Below are 23115 nucleotides of genomic sequence, written 5' to 3'. Positions count from 1 at the left end.
TCTATGTGGCGATCCGCCAGCGAATCGTGAACAGGTGCTCGGTCTCCTGGGTTCCCTGGAGCGACTGCTCGATCAGCTCGAGGTACTTGTCGGCCTCGGCCCGGAGCTTCTTGCGTGTATCGCGGAAGTCCTCGTCGGCCTCCTCGGCACGCTGCTCCCACTTCCGGGCCTCCTTCTTGAGCCGCAGCTGCTCCATCGGGTCGTCGGCCTGCCGGGCGAGCTTGCGGGCTTCCTTCTCCTTGGCGCGGTACTCGCGGATCTTGCCCTCGTGCTCGGCTTTACGATCCTGCTGGTTGCGGTAGAGCAGTTCCTCCTGCTGGTCGTAGTAGCGAGCGTTGCGACCCTGGACTTCCTTCTCCAGCTCAGCCCGGCGAGTGTCGAGATGCGGCATGAAGCGGCTCTCGTCGATCGCCACCGGTTGCGTGCCGACATCGATGCAGGCGAGGTCAAGGATGTCTGCGACGTACTCCTCGTCGAGCCACCGGCCGTCATCGCTCAGGGCACCGGCAAGCATGTAGGACTCAGAGACATCCTCGTCGCGCGCCCTCATCCGGAAGGTCGCGACGCTGACGGTGAGCTCACCGCTAGTGCCCTCCAGTGCGCGAATCGCGCTGCTGACGCGCTCCGACTGGCTCAGCGAGAAGGTCAGTTCGCGTGCCGGGGTGTCGTGGGTCTTGGCGGTCTCGACGACGTGCTGGGCCAGCGGGCTCGCGTAACGGTACTGGTGGGCGTTCTCCAGCGGCTGGGACTTGAAGAAGTAGCGCCCGGTAGGCGCGTCCTTCACTGGCGACTGGTTCAGCACGAAGGTGCGCCCGTCGCCCTCGAAGGTGGCGTGCTCGTCCAGTTCGTGCCGGGTTACCGCGAGCAGTAGGCGCTCGAACTTGTTGAGCACCTCGCCGGACTGCGCGTCGTAGGCCTTGAGGCGATCCTGGACGTGGGGGTCGAGGTTGTCGAAGACCTTCGCCTTGGCGCTGGCCATCTCACGGGAGATCTCGCCCGCGTACTGTTCTTCAAGCTCCCTGAACGCGGCGTCCAGTTCGTCGGCGGTTCTGCAGCGGGTGAGGATGTCGCTGATCGTCTTCTCGAAGTCGAGTCCGTCCTCGATCGCGCCGAGCACCTCGTCGCTGGCGCCGAAGACGCTGGAGAACAGTTGGAACTTGTTCGTCAGCAACTCCAGGATGCGCTGCTCGGCGATGTTGCCCTTGTTCGAGAAGTTCACGACGACGACGTTGTGCTTCTGCCCGAAGCGGTGCACGCGGCCGATGCGCTGCTCGACCCGCTGCGGGTTCCAGGGCAGGTCGTAGTTGACGAGCATCGAGCAGAACTGAAGGTTGATGCCCTCTGCTGCGGCCTCGGTCGCGATCATGATCGTGCCCTCGGTGCGGAAGTACTCCACGAGCGCCTTGCGACGATCCACGGAGACAATGCCGGTGATCAGGTCGCCGTCTCTGTTCTTCTCCAACCACGCCTGGTAGATCGCGGTCTGCTCCGGCCCGTTGTTCGACCCGTTAAAAAGAACGATGCCCTCGCCGCGACCGGCCTCACGCAAGGAACGCGCGATGTATTCCTGCGTCTTCGTCGAGTCCGTGAAGATGATGGCCTTCTCGGGAGCACCCAGCTCGCGCAGCCGCTCAAAGCCGAGGTCGAGCGCCTCTCCGAGCTTGACCGCCTTCTGGTTCTCTGTGATCGAACGGGCCAGCGCCGCGTACTCGCGCAGCTCCCCAACCTCGGCACGCATCGCCTCCAGCAAGGACTCGTCCAACGGCAACGACGACGCACGGGCACCGGTGCCCGTGCCGTCGATCTCGTCGGCCTCCTCCAGTTCCTCGCTGGTGATTTCGTCGTCTACAGCGAAGTCTGCTGCCACGAGGCCACCACGGCCATCACGGCGCTGTCCAGCCGCAACCTCGCTCGCCAGACGGTTGGCGATGTTCTCCAGCGTGCTCGCGACCGCGTAGGTCGACGAGCCGAGACGCTTCCGGATGATCAGAGCAGAGAGGTGGCGCTGACTGCCGGCGAAGGCGAACAGCTCGTCGCGCTGCAGGTAGTCATTCACCAAGTCGTAGAGCCGCACCTCGTCCGGCGACGGGGTGAACTCAACCGTCAGGGGCAGGCGCTTGGTGAAGTGGATGTACTTGTCCGCATCGCGGCGCAAGGTGCGCTTCGAGACTGTGGCGACACGCTCCACCAGGTCGTCATCACCGCCCAGGTCGCGGTTCTTGACGTACCGCTCCCGGAAGGCATCAAGGGAATAGAAATAGTCCGGGTCGAAGATTGAGACCAGCCCGTACAGCTCCTCGAGCTTGTTCTGCAGCGGCGTCGCCGTCAGCAGCACCGTCTTGTGTGCGCCCTTGACGATGTGCGCCACCGCCTCGGCGGCCTTCGTCTTGCCCGTCCAGTAGTTGCGTAGCCGGTGCGCCTCGTCCGCAACCACCAGATCCCAAGCCTTCAGAAGCGACGTCTCATGCCGGAGCGCGAACTCATACGAGCAGATCAACACCTGCGCCGAACGGCCGCCCGCAGCGTCAAGCAGCGAGTCCTTCGACTTCGGGTCGAGGATGGCGGACGGGATGAGGAACTTCTCGTAGAGTTCCTGCTGCCACTGTTGCCGAAGGCTCGACGGGGCGACGATAAGGATGCTGCGGCGGCGCTCCGCCCAGTACTGCGAAATGACGATGCCCGCCTCGATCGTCTTACCGAGGCCCACCTCATCAGCGAGAATCACGCCCGGCAGGAACGGAGTCTGCAGCGCGAACAGGGCAGCGTCGATCTGGTGCGGCTTCGGCTCCACCTGGGCGTCGAACAGGAGCCCGGCGAGCTTGCCGACGTGATCGTTCGCGTAGCTACGCTGCAGCTCGTGCGCGTAGTACTTCGCCTGGTAGTCCGTCAGCGAGGTGGCCATCAGCACACCCTCCGAGCAGGGCGCCGCGAGCGCAACGAAACCGCGGCGGCCTGGCGGCCGTCGCGGCGGGATGGCCGTGCTGCCCTGCGCTTCATCGCGTTGTACTCCTCCGCGCCGAGGGCGCGTCCTAAGTTGTTCTCATAGTGCCGTGTCCTACGGTACCGGCGGCCTCCGACACCGCTAACGTGCCGCGCCGCTCGGGCGGGTCGGGGTGTCGCAGGCGGGAGCCGGACGGCTCGACCGGGACGCTGCGATCTACCTTTCATTCTCTCATGATCCGCAATTTTCAGGAAAAGGAGAATCGCTATCCGTCGAGGACTTTCTTGCGATAAACCCATTCAGCATTGTCTCAGATTTTGCTTTCGTGCAATATTCGGAGAGTTGGGACCTGTACTGCGTCATCGAGTGGTCCGACCGCCAGTACCGATCGCCACTTCCAGTTCGCACACGAGGCGCTACAGTTCCCGAGATCCCTGCTGACACAGGAGATTCAAGCGGGCCCAGAGAGGGCAGAATTTTCATCGGACAGCGGTTCGTATGTGCGACTCTCACCCGCAGGTTCGCCATGGTCGAACTCATGTTGCACGGCGAACCAAAGCGTCCACGTCAGCCCGCTGGGCGCCGATCAGTCGGTCCCCTATCCGGTAGCTCGGTAGTCGCCCGTCGGCAATCATTCGCCGTGCTGTCCGTGGGCAGACACCCAGGCGACGAGCGGCTGACTGCACACTCTCCACGTCACCCCTGCGCTGCTCTGCATTCATGCTCACGCAACAACGTCGGCACCTATCGGTGCCCACGCGACCCGGTCAAAGGACCTCCTAGCCACTGGTCCGGGGCAGGGAATCACGAGTCACTTACCGCGGAGAAACGCCTGATCACAAGGGGGAAACGCGGGTCTCGAGGAGAGGTGCGAACCGTATCCTGTAATGTCGATAGGGCACGAAGAAGGGGCCCGTCAGAGCAAACTAGCTCTGACAAGCCCCTTTGGACGTCGGGCTGACAGGATTTGAACCTGCGACCCCTTGACCCCCAGTCAAGTGCGCTACCAAGCTGCGCTACAGCCCGCCGGACCTTTGACCACGAGAGCGGTCTCGACCCGAAGAAGAACATTAGCGGATCCGGCCCGAAACCCCCAACTCGGGGCGGCCGCGCGTCGTCCCCCCGGTATCGTCCCCACATCGATCGATGAGGAGCCAAGCCCGTGGCCACTACCCCTGAAGAGCGTGTCACCGCGTTCCTGACCGACTACACGCGCCGCCATGCCGCAGCCGCAGGCACCTTCGACCCGCCGAACCCCGAGGCCTGGGAGAACTGGCGCCGAGCGTGTAGAGAAGTCTCCAGGGAACACGGCACGGACAAGTTCCTCGTCAGCTCGGATTCGTATCAGGGGGCCAGTCCCTTCGATCCCGCCACCACCAGGTTCACGGAGGTGGCCGTCCGCGGGCAGTACGCCACCGTGAGCGCGGTCCGCGAGGCCGCCTATCGCTTCGTGGAGTTCAAGCTTCGCCGCATCGACGACGACTGGCGCATGAACGACGTCAAGGAGTACCTGAAGGATCCGGATCGCGTGCATCCAGCGGTGCTGTCGAAAGGGCCCTCGCCGGGGCCACGACGAAGACTCCCCCGCCGCTCACCTCAGAGGATCGCAAGAATCCTGGAGACCTGTTTGAGTCCGGCATCCAGGTTCGTCCGGTCGGTGAGTTCGAGCACGGCGAAGTGCTGTGTCTTCAGGACTTCTTCTACCTGAGCACCGACGAGGCCAAGGTGCTCGACCTGCGCGTCGCAGCCGGCCGGGCGCGGGCTGAGGTTGCCATCCACGAGGGCGACTGCGCAGCCCTGCGCGTCCTGCTGACAGCGAGCCCGGTGGTCCAATAGGCCCTGGCAGAGACCAATGGCAGCCACATCGTCGGCGTCGACAGCGGCAGCGTGGGCGTCGCGGATGCGGCCACTCTCCTCTCCCTGAACGAAGTCTCCCGCGAAGCAATCACCGATGCATACGCCAGTGACGACAGGGACGCCGTGATCATCACGTCACCGGGAAAGACCGACTTTGCGTCCTGTGCCGTTCGGGGTGGGGCGACGGCGGCTACCCGGCCTTCTGGGGGCTGGATGCCCAGGGCCGACCCGCGCAACTGGTTGTCGACTTCGAGGTGATCCCACGCAGGGTGGGACGTCTTTAGCGGTTCTTGCGCTTCTCCCGGGCTCGCACCTGAACGTGCACGGGCGTGCCGGTGAAGTCGAAGTCCTCACGCAGCCGTCGCTCGACGAAGCGACTGTACTGGTCGTCGAACTTCCCTGAGGTGAAGAGCACGAAGGTGGGCGGGCAGTTCTGCGCCTGGGTGCCGAACAGGATGCGCGGCTGCTTGCCGGAGCGCACCGGGTGCGGGTGGGCCGCAGCAACGCGCCCCAGGAAGGCGTTGAGCTTGCCCGTGGGGATGCGGGTCTCCCAGCCCTCCAGCGCCATCTCGATGGCCTTCTCCAGCTTGTCGACATTGCGCCCGGTCAGGGCCGAAACGTTGACATGGGGGGCCCAGGTGAAGCCGTAGACGTCACGCTCGATCTCGCGCGTGAGGTAGTAGCGGCGCTCCTCGTCGGTGAGATCCCACTTGTTGTAGGCGATCACGAGGGCGCGGCCGGCGTCCTCGACCATCGAGAGGATGCGCAGGTCCTGCTCGGAGATCTCCTCCGACGCGTCGATGACCACGACGCAGACCTCGGCGCGCTCAATGGCGGTCTGGGTGCGCAGGGACGCGTAGTACTCGTGCCCTGACGCCTCCTTCACGCGACGCCGAATTCCTGCGGTGTCGATGAAGCGGTAGATGGTGCCTCCGACCTCGACCAGCTCGTCGACGGGGTCCACCGTGGTGCCGGAGATGTCGGAGACGACGACGCGCTTCTCCCTGGCGATCTTGTTCAGCAGGGAGGACTTGCCCACGTTCGGCTTGCCGACGATCGCGACGCGGCGGGGCCCGCCCACGGGACGGTCACCTTCGGCCGGCGTTTCGGGCAGCACCTCGAGCAGCGCGTCCAGCATGTCGCCGGTCCCCCGCCCGTGCATGGCCGAAACTGCCCACGGCTGTCCCAGGCCAAGGTTCCACATCGACGCGGCTTCGGCCTCGGTGCGCTGGTCGTCCACCTTGTTGGCGACCAGCACCACGGGCTTTTTCGACTGCCGCAGGACGCGCACGACGGCCTCGTCCTCATCGGTGGTGCCGACAGTGGCGTCCACGACGAACATCACGGCATCGGCGGCCATGATGGCCAGCTCCGCCTGTTCGGCGATCTGCTGGGCCAGCCCACGCGCGTCCGAGACCCAGCCACCGGTGTCGACGAGGACGAACTCGCGCCCGCTCCAGTTGGCGTCGTAGCTGACGCGGTCGCGGGTGACGCCGGGGACGTCCTGGACGACCGCCTCGCGGCGTCCCAGAATGCGGTTCACCAGGGTCGACTTGCCCACATTGGGACGCCCGACCACCGCGACCACCGGCTTCGGCACGGCGGGCCCGGCCTCCGGCGCGAAGTCGCGGAACTCGTCGGGGAAGTCGCCCTCGTACTCGGAGGGGTCAAAGGCTTCAACGTCGGTCATGGCGGGGTCCTTGTCTGTGAGCCCCCGCGCCTCTCACGCGCCGGGCAGGCTCATCCGGGTCATCTGCTGCGCCGCGCGGACGTGCTCGCTGCACACCTGCGCCAGGTACTGGGTCGCCGAGGCGACGTCAGCCTTGCGGCGCGGCCACTCCTGCATCGGGATGTGAACCTGTTCACCGTACACGATGTGCATCGTCGAACCCATGGGCGGCGTGGACTTGATGTGCGTGCCGGGCATCCGGGTCCCGAGAATGGCGACCGGCACGATCGGTGCGCCGGTGACCATGGCGAGGTAGGCCGCTCCCCCACGCAGGCGCGTCATGTCGCCGACACCGCGCAGCCCCTCGGGGAAGATCCCCAGCGCGTGACCGGCCTGGAGTACCTGCACGCAGCGCTTCACCGCCCGGATGTCGGCGTAGTCGCGGGCCACGGGGATCTGCCCGACCGCATGCAGGAAAGGGCCGACCCTGGACTCGAAGAGCTCACTCTTGGCCAGCGCCCAGCAGCGGGGCGTGTTGGCGACCAGCAGCGGGCCATCGAGCGTCCCGATGTGGTTCGCGGCCAGGATCACCGGACCGGTGGTGGGCACGCCGTCGAGACCGTGCACGGTGACGTCGTACATGCGGTTCAGCGCCTGGCGAAAGGTGCCGCGCAAGGTGTTCAGGAGGCTCGTCCTCAGGGGAGGCAACGCATCGAGTCGAGGCAGGTCCGGTGTCGCGGGTGTGGTCTGGACGCTGGTCTCAAGCAGTGCTGCCCTGAGGTCGAGGCTCATCTCACTCCATGTCGTCGGGGACCATGGCGCAGATGAGGTCGATCACCTGCGCCAGGCCCATGTGGGTTGAATCAACGAGGTGGACGCCCTCAGCGGGCGTGCCGAATTCCGACACGGTGGCGTCATCCCGGTCGCGGCGTACGACCTGATCGGTCACCTGGGCGGTGTCCACACCGTCCAGCTCGGCCTGGCGGCGGGCGATGCGGGCCTCCGCGTCGGCCACGAGCAGGACTCGCACCTGCGCATCGGGCCAGACCACGGTGGTGATGTCGCGTCCCTCGACGACGATGCGGCGATCGGCCGCCTCGACCAGGGCTCGCATCTGGTCGGTCAGCACCTCGCGCACGTGCGGGTTGGTCGCGACCACCGAGACGTGCTGGCTGATCTGGGGCTCGCGGATGATGAAGGTGACATCCTCCCCGTCGAGCGAGATTGCCGGCGCCTCCGGGTCATCGGTGACGGTGAGCTCGGCATTGTCAGCCAGGGCGGCGATGCCAGCCGCGTCACTTGCCTGCAGGTCCGAGCGCAGGAAGGCAACGGTGATGGCGCGGTACATGGCGCCGGTGTCCAGGTAGGAGAGCCCCAGCTTCTGGGCCACGCCCCGGGCGGTCGATGACTTGCCTGACCCGCTGGGTCCGTCGATCGCAATCACCAGGTCGGTGTGCTGGTCGGTCGCCGGCTGCTCCACGAAATTCACGCTAGGGCCCCTTGTTTGACAGTGTGGGAAACGGACACGGACACCAGGCCAACACCAGGTGCCTTCTGGGTGAACATTCTGTCAGCGCGTGGCGATGGCCGCTGTGGTCGCGCGGGTGATGCGCACCAGGTCGGCCGGCGCCAGGCCAATGTCAAAACCGCGACGACCGCCCGAGATGTAGATCGTCTCGTGTTCCGTGGCGGACGCGTCCAGCACGGTGCGGAGGGCCTTGCGCTGTCCGACCGGGGAGATTCCTCCCGCGACGTAGCCGGTGGTGCGTTCGGCGTGGGCGACTTCGGCCATGCTGACCTTCTTGACCCCCAGGGCTGCCCCGATGGCCTTGAGGTCAAGGTGCTTGTCGACCGGAATGATCCCGACTGCGAGCTGGCCGCCGCAATCAACGACCAGGGTCTTGAAGACCTGGGCGGGGTCGAGCCCGAGCGCCTCGGCGGCTTCACGACCGAAGCTCGCGGCCCTGGGGTCGTGGTCATAGTGGTGCTCGGTGAAGGGGATGCGGGCGCGGGTGAGCGCGACGGTGGCTGGTGTGCCCGCCATCACTGGTCCCGGCCGATGGTCCAGCCTGCCTGATGCATGGCTTCGGTGAGTCTGGTGGCCGCGGCGGGGTCGACCGCCACCGACAGCCAGCCGTAGCGGCGATCAGGGTCGTGGTCGATGGAGAGGTCCTCGACGTTGATCCCTGCCTCACCGATGTCGGCGAACAACGTGGCCAGGGCGCCCGGGGTGTCGGGGATCTCGATGGTCACGGTGGTGAAATCGTCCGGGGTGAGCCCGTGCTTGCCCGGCAGCGAGCGGGCCCCGGCCCGGCCGCGCCCCAAAAAGGCCTCGAGTTCGTCGGGGACGTCGAGCACCGTGAGCAGTTCCTCCAGATCGGCGCGAATCCCGCCCAGCTCCTGGCGGACGGCGTCCCGGTTGGCGAACAGGATCTGGCGCCACAGGACGGGATCGGAACCGGCGATGCGGGTGACGTCCCGGATGCCCTGCCCGGCGAGCATCAGGTGCGGCTCAGGCACTTCGCGCAGGTGGCCGGCAGTCAGGATGCTCATCAGGTGCGGCAGGTGGGATACCTGGGCCACAGCCTGGTCGTGGGTCCCCGGATCCATCTCGACGATCCGGGCGCCACAGAGGCGGACGAGTTCTCGAACCCGGGCGACGTCTCGCGAGGAGTTCGCCGAGCTGGGGGTGATCACCCAGGTTCGATCGACGAAGAGGTCTGCCGAGGCGGTCAGTGGTCCGGTGAACTGGGAGCCCGCCATCGGGTGCGACCCGACGTAGCGCCCGGCGTCATCGCTGTCGAGACGTTCGAGGATCGCGGCCTTCACCGAGGCCACATCAGTAACGGTCGCCTGCGGGAAGCGTCCCAGGGCCTCGTCAACGGCTGCCGGCACAGCGGTGGGTGGGGTGGCCACCACGACGAGCTGGACGAGGTCCTGCGGAGCCCGGCTGACCACCCCCGCTCCGCGCCCGGCCGCGACAATGGCATGGCTGGGGACGTGGTCCTCCAAATGCACGCGAAGCCCGGCCCTGGTCAGGGCACAACCAACACTGGCCCCCACCAGCCCGGCGCCGATGATCACCACGGGCCCGGTCAGTTCGGTCATCGGCTACTGGCCCCCGCGCTGGACGAAGCCGCGCACATAGCCCTCGGGGTTCTTCTCGATGACGGCGTCGATCTGGTCCAGCAGGTCCTCGAAACTGGAGTCCTCGGTCTGCTGGTCCTGGTGAGCGCGAGCTTGCTCAGGGTCAACGGACTCCGAGCGGGAGCCTGAGCGCTCGAACTGGTTCTGGCTCATGGTCGAAGCCTAGTGGCCCGTGAAAGGGTCGGGCAGCGCGATGGTCTGCTGTGGAAGCCGGACACTGGTCCAGTCGGCAGCAACGACCTCGCGTTCGCGGCGGTTGAGCAGGGCGCCCCGCACGGCTGCCCGCGTCCCGGTCGGCGGGTCGAAGCGGGCGTGCTCGACGGCGATGGGGCTGGCGAGGTTCACCAGCGACCCGGAGGCCTGCAGCCTGCGCGCCAGGCCGCGCTCGCTCAGCTCATGCCATTGCAGGTCGAGGGCCGCGACTGCCGGATCGGTCCAATCCCAGCTGCGACGACGCATCAGCCCGGTGATGAGGCGGTGCTTGGCGGCCCAGTCCACGCGATCGACGATGGCGGCGGGCCCATGGGAGGCGTCGGCGATCAGCCCGCCCCACCAGTCAAGGACTTCGCGGCCATCCTCGAGGGCCTCGGTGAAGGGCCGGGTCGCCTTCCAGTACTCGGACTGCAGTTGCAGGGCAGTGCGGGCGATGCCGTCAGTGCAGGGCTGCTTCATGGTGAGCGAGACGTCACGCGAGTAGGCCCGGATCGCGGCGAGGGGGTCGCTCAGCGTGGGCACGCGGCACTCCCCTGCTGCGATCGCGGCCAGCACCAGCGCAGAAGCGCCAATCTTCACCAGGGTGGCGACGTGGGCGAGGGTGGCGTCGCCGGTGATCTGGTGCAGGCGCCTCCAGCGCGCCGGGGTGGCATGGGGTTCGTCGCGGGCGTTCACCAGCGGTCGCCGGACGGTCGTCTCACGAGCAACCAGGGTCTCCATGAAGTCCGCCCGTTGGCTGGTCTGGAAACCCGGCTCGTCGCTCAGCTGACCGCGTCCGACACGGCCAGCGCCGACCAGCACCACGCGACTGACCACGTGACCAGTGAACTGTTCGACGATGTCCTGCCAGGCCAGTTCACGCGGCAGCAGGAAGTTCTCGTGGTAGCCGTAGCTGCGGCCCTTGCCATCGGTGTTGTTCTTGTGCAGCACGATCTGGTCGCCGGCGGCATCCTCCATGAGACTGTCGCCGGCCAGCTCCCAGGTCAGCACGTCGCGAGCCGAGACGGATTCAGGGCCGGACCACTCCGGATGGGCATGGTCGACGTAGACCCGGCCTCCGTTGCCGAGCATGCGGTCTGAGGAGCCCTGGAAGGTACCCCGGACGCGGGAGACGACCTGTTCGGACAGCGTCACCGGGTCGGCCGGGGCGTGGGAGGCCAGTCCGATGCCGTACTCGATTTCGCTGCCGATCACCATGCGCATGCGTCGAGCCTATGAGGCGCCTCCGACACTCGCGGATAGGCTGGCGGCATGCAGAAGCAGTTCGCCATCCTCATCGACATCCTGCTGACGATCGTCTTCATCGCCATCGGACGCGCCAGCCACAGCGAGGGGCTGCGTCCTGTGGAGATCCTGCAGACTGCGTGGCCCTTCCTGCTCGCTCTGGCGATCGGCTGGGTGGTCATGCTGGTTCGCAAGCGTGAGCACATGGGCGTGGGTGCCGGGATCTTCCTGTGGATCACCACCTGGATCGGGGGCATCATCCTGCGAGTGGCCTCGGGCGATACCGCTGAGACGGCGTTCATCATCGTGGCCGGTGTGACCCTGGCTGTGTTCCTGATCGGGTGGCGTTTGCTGGCGAAGCTACTTCCCGCGAAGTGACCTGATCCAGGTCACCCGCTCGCCGCGGCGGCCGTTGAGACGGGCCCAGTCCTCGGGGTTGGTGGTGTTGGGCAGGTCCTCGTTCTCGGCAAACTCCTCGCGAGCTGCGCGCAGGAGGCCCTCGACGCTGACTCCGCCGCGTCCCCCGGCGAGTTCGTCCTTGATCGCGATGCGCTTGGCCCGATCGACCACATTGCGCAACATCGCCCCGGAGGCGAAGTCGGCGAAGTGCAGTATCTCGGTCCCGCCGTTGGCATAGGTCAGCTCGAGGAACTCGTTGTGGCTGTCGCGGGCATAGATGTCGGCCACGGTCGCCTCGATGAGCTCGGCTGCGGTGGACTGCATGGGCACGTCGGCGTCCAGGTATTTCGACAGGATGTCGCGGGCAGCATCCGCGTCCGGACGATCGAGCCGGATCTTCATGTCCAGCCGACCGGCGCGGAGAATGGCCGGGTCGATCATGTCCTCCCGATTCGAGGCGCCGATGACGATCACATTGTCCAGACCCACCACCCCGTCGATCTCGCTGAGCAGCTGCGGCACGATCGTCGACTCGACATCGGAGGAGATGCCGGAACCTCGCGTGCGGAACAGCGAGTCCATCTCGTCGAAGAAGACGATGACAGGCTGCCCGGAATCAGCGTGCTGGCGCGCTCGCTCGAAGATCAACCGGACCTGGCGCTCGGACTCCCCCACGTACTTGTTCAGCAGTTCAGGGCCCTTGACGTTGATGAAGATCGCCCCGTCGGGTCCGTGCCCGAGTTGCTCGCCCAGCGACCGCGCGACCGCCTTCGCGATCATGGTCTTGCCGCAGCCGGGCGGTCCATAGAGCAGGACGCCCTTGGGTGGCGTCAGGTGGTAGCGCTCGAAACGGTCGCGATGCAGGAAGGGCAGCTCGATGGCATCGCGGATCTGTTGGATCTGTGACGCCAGCCCGCCGATGTCGTCATACGAGACGCCGGGGGTTTCGGTGAGGACCAGCTCCTCCACACGGTGGCGCGTGACGACCCGCAGGCCAAGCCCGGCACCACGGTCAATGTGCACCGAGTCCCCGGCATGGGCGTCGGACGCCGCCGGCGCCAGGCGCACCCTGAGTTCGTCATTGCCGACCTGCACGACTGCCAGGCCGTCCTGGACCTCGAGCACTCGGGCCACCTCGCCCGCGGGGTCGTCCGAAGCGGCATGGGCGGTGAGCAGCAGACCGTCGTTGAGCAGGACCAGGTCCCCGGGGTGCAGGGAGGCGAGGTCAACGTCAGGACCGGGGACCACTCGCAGGTGGCGTCCCAGGGCGAAGACGTCGACCAGGTCATCAGCCACGCCGACCACCCGGGCGCGGGTCAATGGCGGCATGCCAAGCTCGTCGAGCCGCTTCTTCATCGACACCAGCTGGGAACGTGCCTCCGACAAGGTGCGGGTCAACGACTCGTTCTGTGCCGCCAGCGCCTTGGTCTCGGCTCGGGACTCGGCCAGGCGACGCTCCAGCGGAGGCTCGGTCATCGCACGATGTCCTCGGTGTCGTCGATGATCTCCTCGGGGATCTCCTGGTTGCTCATCGGCACGTTCTTGGGGCGCGGTCCGGTGTAATCCGGGCCATAGGCACCCGGTGCTGGGCGACGCTTGCGCATTGGGGCCTCGACGCCCGGGGCGAGACGGCGGCTGATCGCCAAAAAGCCGGTGTGCGGGCTCGAGCCGTGACCAGGGCGAATCGCGAGGCCTTCGGCGTGCCACTCCCGGATCGAGGTCTCGGTGAGGTGCGGTTCGGTCCAGCCGCCGTGCACGCGCAAGGTGTCGGCGACGCGGCCGAGCTGGGTGGTGGTGGCGACGTAGCAGCACAGCACGCCGCCAGGTTCGAGCACCTCGCCGACGGCGTCGATGCAGTCCCAGGGCGCGAGCATGTCGAGGATGACGCGGTCCACCGGCTCGTCGCGGATCTCCTGGACCAGGTCGCCGACGGTGATGGTCCAGGCCGGGTGGCTGCGGCCCAGGAAGTTCTCGACATTGCGCTGGGCGACGCGGGCGAAGTCCTCGCGGCGCTCGTAGCTGAACAGCTTGCCGGTCGGCCCGACGGCGCGCAGTAGCGACAGGCTCAGCCCACCGGAACCCACCCCTGCTTCGAGCACCCGGGCGCCGGGGAAGATGTCGGCCCACATCAGGATCTGGGCGGCATCCTTGGGGTAGATGACAGCCGCCTCGCGGGGCATGGTCGTGGTGTATTCGCTGAGCAGCGGACGCATGACGAGGAACTTCAGCCCGCCGACGGTGGTGACAACGATGCCCTCGGGGTGGCCGATCATCGAGTTGTGAGGCAGCCCACCCTTGGTGGTGTGGAAGCTCTTGCCGGGCACCAGCACCAACGAATGCCGGCGGCCCTTGGGGTCGGTCAGGGTGACGCGTTCGCCCGGCAGCAGCGGCCCACGCCGGATGCCGGACAGGCTGCCCACCTCGTCGAGTCGCTCGCCGACCAGCTCGTCGAACCACTCCAGGGTCTTGCCCTCGAGAGTGTCGACGACGACGCGGCCCAAGGTTTCGTGGAGCACCGCGTCGGTCGGGCAGCCCACCACCACGGCCCCGGCGGCCTCACCGGCGGTAGCACCGGTGTCGCTGTCCTCCAGCACCACGCAGTGGCGGATGTCGACACCGAGCTTCTCGGCCGCCATCAAGTACGGCGCCGGGTGCGGCTTGAGGTGCTGCGGGAGCTCGCAGGTGATCACGGTCCCGAAGGTGCCCTCCGGAAACCGCGGCAGGACGGCGTCGGTCATCACCATGGGGCTCGAGGTCACGATGGCGCACGGCACGCCCGCAGCTCGGGCCTCGTCGATCAGCGCCTCAATACCGGGGCGCCATTCGGGTTCGGCGGCGCGCACCTTCTCCACGACACGTTGGACCATGTCGTCGACGATCTCCTCCACGGACGGAGCACCCTCGCCGATACGTTCCTGCATCAGGCGGGCAGCCTTCTCCTGGGTGCCGCCGGCGCACTCGGCGCCGTCGTCCTTGGTCCACACGGCCCCATGCTCGGCGACGATCTCCTGTTCGGTCTCGACCCACAGGGGTTCGGTGTCGACGATGGTCCCGTCGAAGTCGAAGAGGAGGGCCTGGAGGTGCTGGGGCTGGTACGGCATGGCCTCAACCCTAGTGGCAGGCCTCCACGGCGAGGTCACGCAGCTGGTTCACCATGGCGTCGGGGTCCTCGGCACGGAACACCGCCGAGCCCGCGACGAAGACGTCAGCGCCCGCCTCCGCGCAGCGTCCGATGGTGTCGACGGAGACACCGCCGTCGACCTGGATCCAGATCTCCTGGCCGGTCTTCTTCACCAGCTCGCGGGTGCGCTGGATCTTCGGCAGCACGAGGTCCAGGAACTTCTGGCCGCCGAAACCTGGCTCCACGGTCATCAGCAGCACCATGTCGAGCTCGCTGAGCATGTCCTCGTACGGCTCGATGGGGGTGGCGGGCTTCAGCGCCATGGACGCCCTGGCTCCCTTGGCACGCAGCTCTCGCGCGAGACGGATAGGGGCGTCGGCGGCCTCGACGTGGAAGGTGACCGACTCCGCGCCGGCCTCGGCGAAGGCCGGCGCCCAGCGGTCGGCATTGGCGATCATCAGGTGGATGTCGAGGAAGGCTTCGGTGTTCTTGCGGATGCTCTCGACCATGGGCAGGCCGAAGGTCAGGTTGGGGACGAAGTGGTTGTCCATCACGTCCAAGTGGATGCCATCCGAACTGGGGACGCGGGCGATCTCCGCGCTCAGGTTCGATAGGTCAGCGTTCAGAATGCTCGGAGTGATCTTCATGCCCATGGGGCCAGCCTATTCCGGCTTGCCCAGAAGTGCCCCGAACATGGCGTCGGTGCCGTGGCGATGGGGCCACAGCTGGACGCAGCGGGGTTCCAGCGGATGGGCACTGGCCGGCACGTCGGGGATCAGCGCTGGTGCGTCGAGCAACTCGGCCCCAGCGTGCTCTGCCAGGAAGCCCTGGACCTGGTCGATGGTCTCGCGGCGGTGGGGCGAGCAGGTGACGTAGGCGACCACTCCCCCGGGCGCCACCGATTCCCAGGCACTGCGCAGCAGGTGGGCCTGCAGGGCGACCAGATCGTCGAGGTCCCCCAGCGTCCTGCGCCAGCGTGACTCGGGGCGACGACGCAGCGAGCCAAGCCCGGTGCAGGGCACATCGGCCATCACCCGCGCAAAACTACTGGGCTGCCAGGCCGGGCGGGCTCCGTCGGCGGCGACCACCTCCCAGCCGTCCTGGTAGGCGCCGAGGTTCCTACCGACGAGACCGGCTCGGTGCGGCGCGAGCTCGGCCGCCAGCAGCCACGATTCTTGTTCGCGAGCCAAACCCGTGAGGAGCGCGGCCTTGCCTCCCGGCCCGGCGCACAGGTCGAGCCACGGGTGCTGGGTGGCGCTGCGGGAGACCGGCGCGTTGGCGAGCATCCAGGCCATCAGCTGGCTGCCCTCGTCCTGGACTCCTGCCCTGCCCTGGCGGACTGCGCGGAGGTCGGAGGGATTGCCCTCGCGGGCCATGCCGAAGGGGCTGTAGGGGGTGGGGGTCGCGTCGGGCGCCTGCTGCTGGAGTTCTGTGCGGGTGATGAGACCGGGTCGGATGACGAGAGTGGGCACGGGGGCAACGTTGTTCGACCGGAGCGCTTCGGCGGCCTCCTGCTCGCCGAGCAGGTCGAGGTGCGCGGCGGCGATCCATGCGGGGTGGTGGGTGCGGGTGGCGAGCGCCTGCACTGGCGTCTGCGTGGCCGCGAGCAGGTCAAGCCACTCGTCGAGGGTGCGCGCGGCGATCTTTCGGCTGACGGCATTCACCAGCCCGGTGACCCGCTGGCCCACGACCTCGCGCGCCAGCTGGACACCCTGGTCCACCGCGGCATGCGGTGCGGTGCTCATCGACAGCAGCTCATGACTGACCAGCCTCAGCACCACCAGCACCGCAGGTTGCAGCTTGTTCGTGGGTCGCCCGGACGCCCTGGCGATCACCTGGTCGTAGGTTCCCTGCAGTCGCGCGGTCCCGTTGACCAGCTCGGTGACGGTGGCGGCTGCCTGGGCATCGAGCTTCGCGCGGCCGAGAACCTGGCCCAGCGCGAGGTTCGCGTAAGCGTCCTTGCTCTCGACCTGGATCAGGGCGTCGAAGGCCGCCCTGCGAGGGGTGGGCGTCTTCACACCAGGTACTCGGGTTCGGTGAGGTCAACCCCACGGGCCCAGTCGGCCCCGGCCATGACCCGCTTGCCCGCTGCCTTGACCCGGACGAGTTCCAGCGGAGCGGTCCCGGTGCCCACCCACAGGTGCTTCTTGTCGGCTCCGAGCTCTCCCGGCTCCAGCTGGGGAACCTGGGCACCTACGGGGACATCAGCGATCTCGACGATCTTGAAGGTGCCGCCGTTGAAGTCGGCCCAGGCTCCCGGTGCGGGGGTCATGGCACGGATCTGTCGCGACACGGTGACGTGGTCGTTGACGAAGTCGACGTGGGCGTCCTGGGTGCTGATCTTGGCGGCCTGGGTCACGCCCGCCTCGGACTGCTCGGTCGGCTCGACACCATTCTCGATGTCGTCGAAGGTGCCCACCAACAGGGGCCCACCGGCCTGGGCAAGCTCGTCGAGGAGCTGGCCTGAGGTCGCGGTGGAGCTGATCATCATGGTCAGGCAGCGGTACATCGGACCGGCGTCCAGGGCCTTGACGATGCGGAAGGTGGTGGCACCGGTGGTGTTGTCGCCGGCCAGGATCGCCCGCTGCACCGGCGCGGCCCCGCGCCAGCGCGGGAGGAGGGAGAAGTGCAGATTGATCCAGCCGTGCGGGATGAGGTCGAGGGCGGACTGGGGCAGCAGCGCCCCGTAGGCCACCACGGCGACCGCGTCGACTCCCCAGGTCGCGAGTTCGGCCTGGAAGTCGGCGTCGCGTGGGTGCTCGGGCTTGAGGATCGGCAGCCCGAGTTCCTCGGCGCGCTGGGCCACCGGGGAGGCGGTCAGCTTCTTGCCGCGACCGGCGGGAGCATCGGGGCGGGTGATGACCCCGACAACCTCGTGGTGGGACTCCACCAGGGCGTCCAGGGCGGTGACGGCAACCTCAGGGGTGCCTGCGAAGGCGATCTTCATCACAGTCCACCCTACTCAAGGCGTTGCGGGTCCACGGCTACCCGCACGGGCGGTGACTTGCGGGCCGACCCGATCGACTCCCCCGCACGGATCCGTCGCACCAGTTCGGCGCCATGGGCCTGGGGGACGCGCAGGGTCAGCCGCACCTTGTCGTCTGCGAGCGGTACGGGGCCCAGCACATCCATGCCGTCCACCGGCCGGTCCACCTCGGCGCCCGGCAGCAGGTCATCCTCCGGCAACAGGCGGGACGCCGCCACCAGCGTGTCCACAGCTTCTGCACTGCCCTCCAGTTGGACGAAACGCCAGCTGGGCGGGAAACCTGCCTCGGTGCGGTCATCCAGTTCGCGATCGGCGAAGCTGCCCGGGTCGATCCGGACCAGGGCCTGCAGGGCGCGGTCCGGGGAGGGGCCGACCGCACAGACGGTGCCGCCGTCAGCTCCCGGGCGCACCAGGGCGACGGCCTGGAGCCAGCGACGGATGGCCTCCTCCCCCGCCCGAAGGTCCGGCCGGGTCAGGGTGAGGGTGGTGTCGAGGATCAGGGCTGCTGCGTACCCGGTGGGCGCGGCAGGCTCGGCGCCCTGGGTGGCCACCACGATGCAGGGCTGGTCCGGCACCTCGGTGATGACGTGGTCGCCCGAGGAGTCCAGCACGCGCACCCCCGGGAAGGCGCGCCCCAGCTCCTCGGCCGTGCGCACCGAACCCACCACCGGCGCTCGCAGGCGCGTCCCGGAGCAGACCGCGCAGCGGAAACTGGCCACCGGACGCCCACACCAGCCGCAGGCGAGCGTGCCATCCCGCCCGGCCTGCACTGGGCCGTGGCAGTGCTGGCAACGGGCCCGCTCGCCGCAGCGATCGCAGGACAGTGCCGGGGCGTAGCCCTTGCGGGCAACCTGGACGAGGACGGGCCCCTGGGCCAGTCCGTCGCGGAGCGTCCGGAAGGCCTCGGCGGGCAGCCTGACCTGGCGGGCGAGCGGGTCGCGCTCCACCTGGGCATCCGAGGCGCCGGCGACCCGTACTGCCGGTGTGGAGCGGCGGAGCACGTCGCGGGGCAGGGCCAGCAGGCCCATCCAGCCGGTGCGCAGCCAGCGCTGCACTTCGGCCGAGCGGCCATGGCCGGCCAGCAGGAGGGCTGCTCCCTGCTGGGCTACGCGGAGGGCCCCCACGTCGCGGGCATTCGGGTAGGGCGCCCGAGGTTCGTCGAGCAGGTCATTGCCCTCGTCCCAGACCGCCACGAGTCCACAGTCGGGCATCGGGGCGAAGACGGCAGCGCGGGTGCCGATCACGATCCGCGCGGTGCCGCGCGACACCGCCAGGTAGTTGCGGTAGCGGGCTGAGGGGCCAAGGTCGGAGTGCAGCACTGCCACCGTCCCCTTGCCGAAGCGCTCCTGCAGCGCCTCATGGAGGTGGGTCATGTCGCGCACATCAGGCACCACCAGCACGGCCCTGCGCCCGGACGCCAGACAGGCGGCGGTGGCCTGGGCCAGGCCCTGCGCCCAGTCCCCCACCAGCGCGTGGACCGGTGGCACCTGCCAGAAGGCGCGCGGCGATCCTCCGCGAGCGATGGCTGCCAGGAAGCCCTCAGCCGTGGGTACCGCACTGAGCGGACCATCGGTGTGTCCGGGATCGGGCACGGGATCTGGCCACGGGGAACGGGTCGCCTTCTCGGTGGTGGCGTGCCGGGGTGCCACGGCCAGCCGCACCACGTCGGCGAAGGTGCCGGCCCAGTGGTCTGCCACGGTGCGGATGAGAGCAACCTGGTCGGGGGTGAGCACGACCTCCGGTGACAGGACACGTTCCAGCGGCAGCAGGTCGCCCTGGTGCTCGGCCCGGTCGGTGACCTCGATGATGTAGCCATCGGTGAGGCGACCGGCAAAGCGAACACGGACTCGGACCCCTGGCTGGGCGTCTGCCTCGAACTTCTCAGGGATGGCGTAGTCGAACCACCGGTCGAGGTGTGCCAGTGGGGTGTCCACCGCCACCCTGGCGACGCGTTCGGCTCGTCTGCTCACCCTGCCCACCCTAGGGCCAGCCCCCGACAGCCGGCTCTGGTCGGGGGCTGGGCTGTGGACAACTCAGCGAATCGCGGCAGCCAGGGCCTCGGCGCGATCGGTGTTCTCCCAGGTCATCTCGGGCAGCGAACGCCCGAAGTGGCCGTAGCTGGAGAACTTGGAGTAGATCGGGCGCAGCAGGTCCAGGTCGCGGATGATCGCAGCTGGGCGAAGGTCGAAGGTCTCCAGGATGGCATCGCGAATCCTGTCCTCGGGCTCTTTCGCCGTGCCGAAGCAGTCGACGTAGAAGCCGACCGGCTGGGCCTTGCCGATGGCGTAGGCGACCTGCACCTCGCACTTGTCGGCCAGACCGGCGGCGACCACGTTCTTCGCCACCCAGCGCATGGCATAGGACGCCGAGCGGTCCACCTTCGAGGGGTCCTTCCCGGAGAAGGCTCCGCCGCCGTGGCGGGCGTAACCGCCGTAGGTGTCGACGATGATCTTGCGTCCGGTCAGACCGGCGTCGCCCATGGGGCCGCCGATGACGAAGCGACCGGTGGGGTTGATGTAGCGGGTGTAGTCGTGGTGGGCCAGGTCATAGCGCTCCAGCACCGGGGTGATGACGTGCTTGACGATGTCAGGCACGAGCGTGGACTCCAGGTCGGTGTCGATGGAGTGCTGCGTGGACAGGACGACGGTGTCGAGGGCCTGCGGGCGTCCGTGGTCGTCGTACTCGATGGTGACCTGGGTCTTGCCGTCGGGGCGCAGGTAGTCCAGGGTGCCGCTCTTGCGGGCGGCGGTGAGCTGCTCGGCCAGACGGTGGGCCAGGTCGATCGGCAGCGGCATCAGGTTCTCGGTCTCGTTGCAGGCGAAGCCGAACATCAGGCCCTGGTCGCCAGCGCCCTGGGCGTCCAGCGCATCGACTGAGTCCTGGAGCCGCTGCTCGTAGCCGAGCTCCACGCCCTGGGCGATGTCGGGCGACTGGGAACCGATGGCGACGTTGACGCCGCAGGACTTCCCGTCGAAGCCGGTGTCGGAGGAGTCGTAGCCGATATTGGTGATGACGCTGCGGGCGATGTTGTAGACGTCCGCATAGGCCTGGGTCCGGACCTCGCCGGCCACCTGCACCAGGCCGGTGGTCACCAGCGTCTCCACCGCGGCTCGGCTGTGGGGGTCCTGTGTCAGGAGGGCGTCCAGCACCCCGTCGGAAATGGCGTCGGCCACCTTGTCGGGATGTCCCTCGGTGACCGATTCTGACGTGAAGAGCCTGCTCATGACTTCGTTCCTTGCTGCGTGGCGAAGAGCCACACCTTGACGACGCGGTCCTGCCGCGTCCGCCCACCCTGGGCGAGAATGTGGGGAGGAGGATCAGGCCGGGTCAAGATCCGCGAAGGGATCGTCGACGCTGAACTCTGCGGCGGCGGCATTCTGCGCGGCGGCAGCAGCCTCGACCGCGGGGTCGATCTCCTGGTACTCGAGCACGTCGGCCTGAACCTCACGCAGGGCGATGCTCAGCGGCTTCTCCTGGACGCCGGTCTCGACAAGCGGGCCGACGTTCTCCAGCAGGCCCTCGCCGAGCTGGGAGTAGTAGGCATTGATCTGCCGGGCGCGCTTTGCGGCGAACAGGACCAGACGGTACTTGGAGTCCACGTGCTGGAGCAGCTCGTCGACGGGCGGGTTGGTGATGCCCTCGGGCGCGTTGGTGGTCACAGATTCCCTTTCACACGGACAAAAAGTGATGGTCGATCACAGACCCACCAACTCTACCAAATGGTGCACGGTTTCCTCGATTTCGCGGTTGACCACCACTTCGTCGAACTCCCGGGCGGAGGCCAGTTCCTGGCGTGCGGTCTCCAGGCGTTCGGCGCGCTGCTCCTCGGTCTCGGTCCCTCGTCCGACGAGTCGGCGGACCAGTTCCTCCCAGGAGGGCGGGGCCAGGAAGATGTGGGTGGCGTCCGGGTAGGTCTCCCGCACCTGGCGTGCACCCTGCAGGTCGATCTCCAGGATGACAATGCGACCTTCGGCGTGGGCCTGCTCCACCGGACGCCGGGGGGTGCCGTAGCGGGCACGTTTGTGTACGACGGCCCACTCGAGCAGGCCACCGTCAGCGATGAGCTTGTCGAAGGCCTCGTCGGAGACGAACCAGTAGTGGACGCCGTCGACCTCCCCGGGACGCGGAGCACGGGTCGTGGCCGAGACCGACACGAACAGTTCCGGATGGCGTTCGCGCATCCGGGCGACCACGGTACCTTTGCCCACCGCGGTGGGACCCGAGATCACGAAGACTCCAGTCTCTCGTGTGGGCTGGTGCGGGGGCAGGTTCATCGTCATCGGCCCCCATTCTGCCATCAGCCGAAGTGTTGTTTGAGCCCGGCGATCTGGTGGCGTCCGAGGCCCCGGATTCGCCGGTTGGAGGCGATCTCCAGGCGCTCCATCACGTCAGCAGCCCGCTTCTCCCCCACACGCGGAAGGGACTTGAGCAGGTCGGAGACCTTCATGTGGGCCAGGACGTCGTCCTTGAGCGCGACGTCGATGGCGCCGCCCAGGGTGAGGTCGCCGCTGCGAACCTTCTCCTTGAGGTCGGCGCGGGCGCGCCGTGCCCGGGTGGCCGCTGAACGAGCCGCCTCGAGCTGCTCAGGCGTCAACGAGGGAATGGCCACTGGTGACTCCGTTCAATCGACCCGGCACCAAGGTCCGGGGTGCTGCTGACAACACCAGACAACCTACAACCTCACGGGTCTGCACTCGACCTGGGCATGACAAAGTTTCGCCCCTTGTCACCCGCCGGAAGAACCTGTTCAGCTGGTGAGCACCCGAGCGAGGGCCTCGCGAAGCCCGATGCCCCCCGGGCCACCCTGCAGGACCTCACGACTGGCCGTGGGCAGCAGCCGCAGTCCGGGGGCAGTGAAGATGGTGGGCAGCGCACTGATGCTGCCGCCCTGAGCGCCGATCCCGGGGACCAGAATCGAGCCGGTGAAGCCGGTCAGGTCGACACCGAGGGTGTCGTGAGTGCCGCCGACGACCACGCCGACATGGTCATCCCCGGCCAGGTTGTCGGACTGGGCCAGGTCGATCACCTGCTGGGCCACCGATGCCGCGCCGTGCAAGGGCTGGGCCAGCTGGACGCCCACGCCTTCGGGGTTCGAGGTGCGAGTCAGCACGTAGACTCCCCGCCCGGTCTCGCGCGCCAGGTCCACGGCGGGTCGCAGCGACCCGTAGCCGAGGTAGGGCGAGACGGTGATGGCATCGGCCCGCAGCGGCGCATCGTCGGCGAGGTAGGCCTGGGCGTAACCGGCCATGGTCGACCCGATGTCACCGCGCTTGACGTCGAGAATGCTGAGCGCCCCGGCGTCCCGGATGTCGGCCAGGACACGCTCGAGGACGCCGATGCCGACCGAGCCGAAGGCCTCGAAGAAGGCCGACTGGGGTTTGAAGACCGCCACCCGGTGACCCAGTTCCTGCACCACGGCACGAGCGAAGCTCTCCAGCCCATCAGCGTCCACCGTCAGTCCCCACTGCTGCAGGAGGGCCGGATGCGGGTCGATACCCACGCAGAGTGGCCCGCGGTCGGCGGTGAGGGCGGTGAGTCGGTCAATCCAGGTCATGGCT

The 23115-nt window shown here is 67.8% G+C and carries 23 protein-coding genes, 1 tRNA gene and 1 pseudogene; 4 read left to right on the top strand and 21 right to left on the bottom strand.

What is annotated here, in order from left to right; all coding sequences use genetic code 11:
• Nucleotide 1 precedes the first annotated feature (1 nt).
• The 3 genes from M3G03_RS11900 to M3G03_RS11895 form a co-directional block, all read right to left on the bottom strand.
• On the bottom strand, nt 2-2902 hold the full coding sequence (locus M3G03_RS11900) for an SNF2-related protein (RefSeq protein ID WP_259810238.1): 2901 nt from the start codon (nt 2900-2902) through the stop codon (nt 2-4).
• 575 nt (nt 2903-3477) lie between these two features.
• Nucleotides 3478-3663 (bottom strand): excisionase family DNA-binding protein, encoded by a 186-nt coding sequence (locus tag M3G03_RS12970; protein ID WP_396121957.1) that lies wholly within the window; start codon nt 3661-3663, stop codon nt 3478-3480.
• A 230-nt stretch (nt 3664-3893) separates the two neighbouring features.
• Nucleotides 3894-3967 (bottom strand) — tRNA-Pro (locus tag M3G03_RS11895).
• A gap of 136 nt (nt 3968-4103) precedes the next feature.
• On the opposite strand from M3G03_RS11895, the gene M3G03_RS11890 reads away from it, so the two are divergent.
• From M3G03_RS11890 to M3G03_RS12965, 3 genes and pseudogenes are all read left to right on the top strand, one after another.
• A complete protein-coding gene (locus M3G03_RS11890; protein WP_259810235.1) occupies nt 4104-4649 on the top strand; it encodes a hypothetical protein in 546 nt (181 codons plus the stop codon).
• Nucleotides 4619-4777: a hypothetical protein gene (locus M3G03_RS11885; RefSeq protein WP_259810233.1), complete on the top strand. Its 159-nt coding sequence runs from the start codon at nt 4619-4621 to the stop codon at nt 4775-4777. Before M3G03_RS11890 ends, M3G03_RS11885 begins: the two co-directional genes overlap by 31 nt.
• A 170-nt stretch (nt 4778-4947) precedes the next feature.
• Nucleotides 4948-5082 (top strand): annotated as a pseudogene (locus M3G03_RS12965) (DUF4241 domain-containing protein); the annotation flags it as partial.
• Here M3G03_RS12965 and der read toward each other — a convergent pair.
• From der to M3G03_RS11850, 7 genes are all read right to left on the bottom strand, one after another.
• Complete coding sequence (der, locus tag M3G03_RS11880) at nt 5079-6488, bottom strand: ribosome biogenesis GTPase Der (protein ID WP_259810231.1); 1410 nt, start codon at nt 6486-6488, stop codon at nt 5079-5081. The pseudogene M3G03_RS12965 and the gene der overlap by 4 nt on opposite strands.
• A gap of 33 nt (nt 6489-6521) precedes the next feature.
• On the bottom strand, nt 6522-7259 hold the full coding sequence (locus M3G03_RS11875) for a 1-acyl-sn-glycerol-3-phosphate acyltransferase (protein ID WP_259810229.1): 738 nt from the start codon (nt 7257-7259) through the stop codon (nt 6522-6524).
• A gap of 1 nt (nt 7260) precedes the next feature.
• Entirely contained in the window at nt 7261-7956 is a 696-nt protein-coding gene (cmk, locus tag M3G03_RS11870) for a (d)CMP kinase (protein WP_259810227.1), read from the bottom strand.
• An 81-nt stretch (nt 7957-8037) separates the two neighbouring features.
• Nucleotides 8038-8511, bottom strand: coding sequence for a Cys-tRNA(Pro) deacylase (ybaK, locus tag M3G03_RS11865; RefSeq protein ID WP_259810225.1), 474 nt, complete (start codon nt 8509-8511; stop codon nt 8038-8040).
• Nucleotides 8511-9575 (bottom strand): prephenate dehydrogenase, encoded by a 1065-nt coding sequence (locus tag M3G03_RS11860; protein WP_259810224.1) that lies wholly within the window; start codon nt 9573-9575, stop codon nt 8511-8513. The genes ybaK and M3G03_RS11860 overlap by 1 nt, the downstream gene beginning before the upstream one ends.
• Before the next feature lie 3 nt (nt 9576-9578).
• The gene (locus M3G03_RS11855; RefSeq protein WP_259810222.1) at nt 9579-9767 is read right to left on the bottom strand and encodes a ubiquitin-like protein Pup; all 189 of its coding nucleotides are present in this window, start codon (nt 9765-9767) and stop codon (nt 9579-9581) included.
• 9 nt (nt 9768-9776) lie between these two features.
• The gene (locus M3G03_RS11850) at nt 9777-11030 is read right to left on the bottom strand and encodes a proteasome accessory factor PafA2 family protein (RefSeq protein WP_259810221.1); all 1254 of its coding nucleotides are present in this window, start codon (nt 11028-11030) and stop codon (nt 9777-9779) included.
• 48 nt (nt 11031-11078) lie between these two features.
• On the opposite strand from M3G03_RS11850, the gene M3G03_RS11845 reads away from it, so the two are divergent.
• Nucleotides 11079-11429, top strand: a complete 351-nt coding sequence (locus M3G03_RS11845) for a DUF3054 domain-containing protein (RefSeq protein WP_259810219.1) — start codon at nt 11079-11081, stop codon at nt 11427-11429.
• On the opposite strand, the gene arc is transcribed toward M3G03_RS11845, so the two are convergent.
• From arc to pyrF, 11 genes are all read right to left on the bottom strand, one after another.
• Complete coding sequence (gene arc / locus M3G03_RS11840) at nt 11412-12926, bottom strand: proteasome ATPase (RefSeq protein ID WP_259810217.1); 1515 nt, start codon at nt 12924-12926, stop codon at nt 11412-11414. The two genes, M3G03_RS11845 and arc, sit on opposite strands and share 18 nt — an antisense overlap.
• A complete protein-coding gene (locus M3G03_RS11835; RefSeq protein WP_259810216.1) occupies nt 12923-14551 on the bottom strand; it encodes an HAD-IA family hydrolase in 1629 nt (542 codons plus the stop codon). The genes arc and M3G03_RS11835 overlap by 4 nt, the downstream gene beginning before the upstream one ends.
• Before the next feature lie 10 nt (nt 14552-14561).
• Nucleotides 14562-15224: a ribulose-phosphate 3-epimerase gene (rpe, locus tag M3G03_RS11830; protein ID WP_259810214.1), complete on the bottom strand. Its 663-nt coding sequence runs from the start codon at nt 15222-15224 to the stop codon at nt 14562-14564.
• 9 nt (nt 15225-15233) lie between these two features.
• On the bottom strand, nt 15234-16589 hold the full coding sequence (locus M3G03_RS11825) for an RsmB/NOP family class I SAM-dependent RNA methyltransferase (RefSeq protein ID WP_259810212.1): 1356 nt from the start codon (nt 16587-16589) through the stop codon (nt 15234-15236).
• Nucleotides 16586-17518 carry a methionyl-tRNA formyltransferase gene (fmt, locus tag M3G03_RS11820; RefSeq protein ID WP_259810210.1) on the bottom strand — a complete coding sequence of 311 codons (933 nt, stop codon included), beginning with the start codon at nt 17516-17518 and terminating at the stop codon, nt 16586-16588. Before fmt ends, M3G03_RS11825 begins: the two co-directional genes overlap by 4 nt.
• Nucleotides 17519-17529: 11 nt before the next feature.
• Nucleotides 17530-19527, bottom strand: a complete 1998-nt coding sequence (locus M3G03_RS11815) for a primosomal protein N' (RefSeq protein ID WP_259810208.1) — start codon at nt 19525-19527, stop codon at nt 17530-17532.
• A gap of 63 nt (nt 19528-19590) precedes the next feature.
• Nucleotides 19591-20781, bottom strand: coding sequence for a methionine adenosyltransferase (gene metK / locus M3G03_RS11810; RefSeq protein ID WP_259810206.1), 1191 nt, complete (start codon nt 20779-20781; stop codon nt 19591-19593).
• A gap of 93 nt (nt 20782-20874) precedes the next feature.
• On the bottom strand, nt 20875-21216 hold the full coding sequence (gene rpoZ, locus M3G03_RS11805; protein ID WP_259810204.1) for a DNA-directed RNA polymerase subunit omega: 342 nt from the start codon (nt 21214-21216) through the stop codon (nt 20875-20877).
• A 36-nt stretch (nt 21217-21252) separates the two neighbouring features.
• Nucleotides 21253-21837, bottom strand: a complete 585-nt coding sequence (gmk, locus tag M3G03_RS11800; protein ID WP_259810255.1) for a guanylate kinase — start codon at nt 21835-21837, stop codon at nt 21253-21255.
• Nucleotides 21838-21854: 17 nt separating this feature from the next.
• Nucleotides 21855-22166, bottom strand: coding sequence for an integration host factor, actinobacterial type (mihF, locus tag M3G03_RS11795; RefSeq protein WP_259810203.1), 312 nt, complete (start codon nt 22164-22166; stop codon nt 21855-21857).
• 138 nt (nt 22167-22304) lie between these two features.
• The gene (gene pyrF, locus M3G03_RS11790) at nt 22305-23111 is read right to left on the bottom strand and encodes an orotidine-5'-phosphate decarboxylase (protein ID WP_259810201.1); all 807 of its coding nucleotides are present in this window, start codon (nt 23109-23111) and stop codon (nt 22305-22307) included.
• Between the last annotated feature and the right edge of the window lie 4 nt (nt 23112-23115).

It is taken from the genome of Aestuariimicrobium sp. p3-SID1156 (assembly GCF_025144225.1).
Classification (GTDB): Bacteria; Actinomycetota; Actinomycetes; order Propionibacteriales; family Propionibacteriaceae; genus Aestuariimicrobium.
Note: the sequence above shows the minus strand (reverse complement) of the source record. Positions and strands in the feature narration are given on the sequence as shown.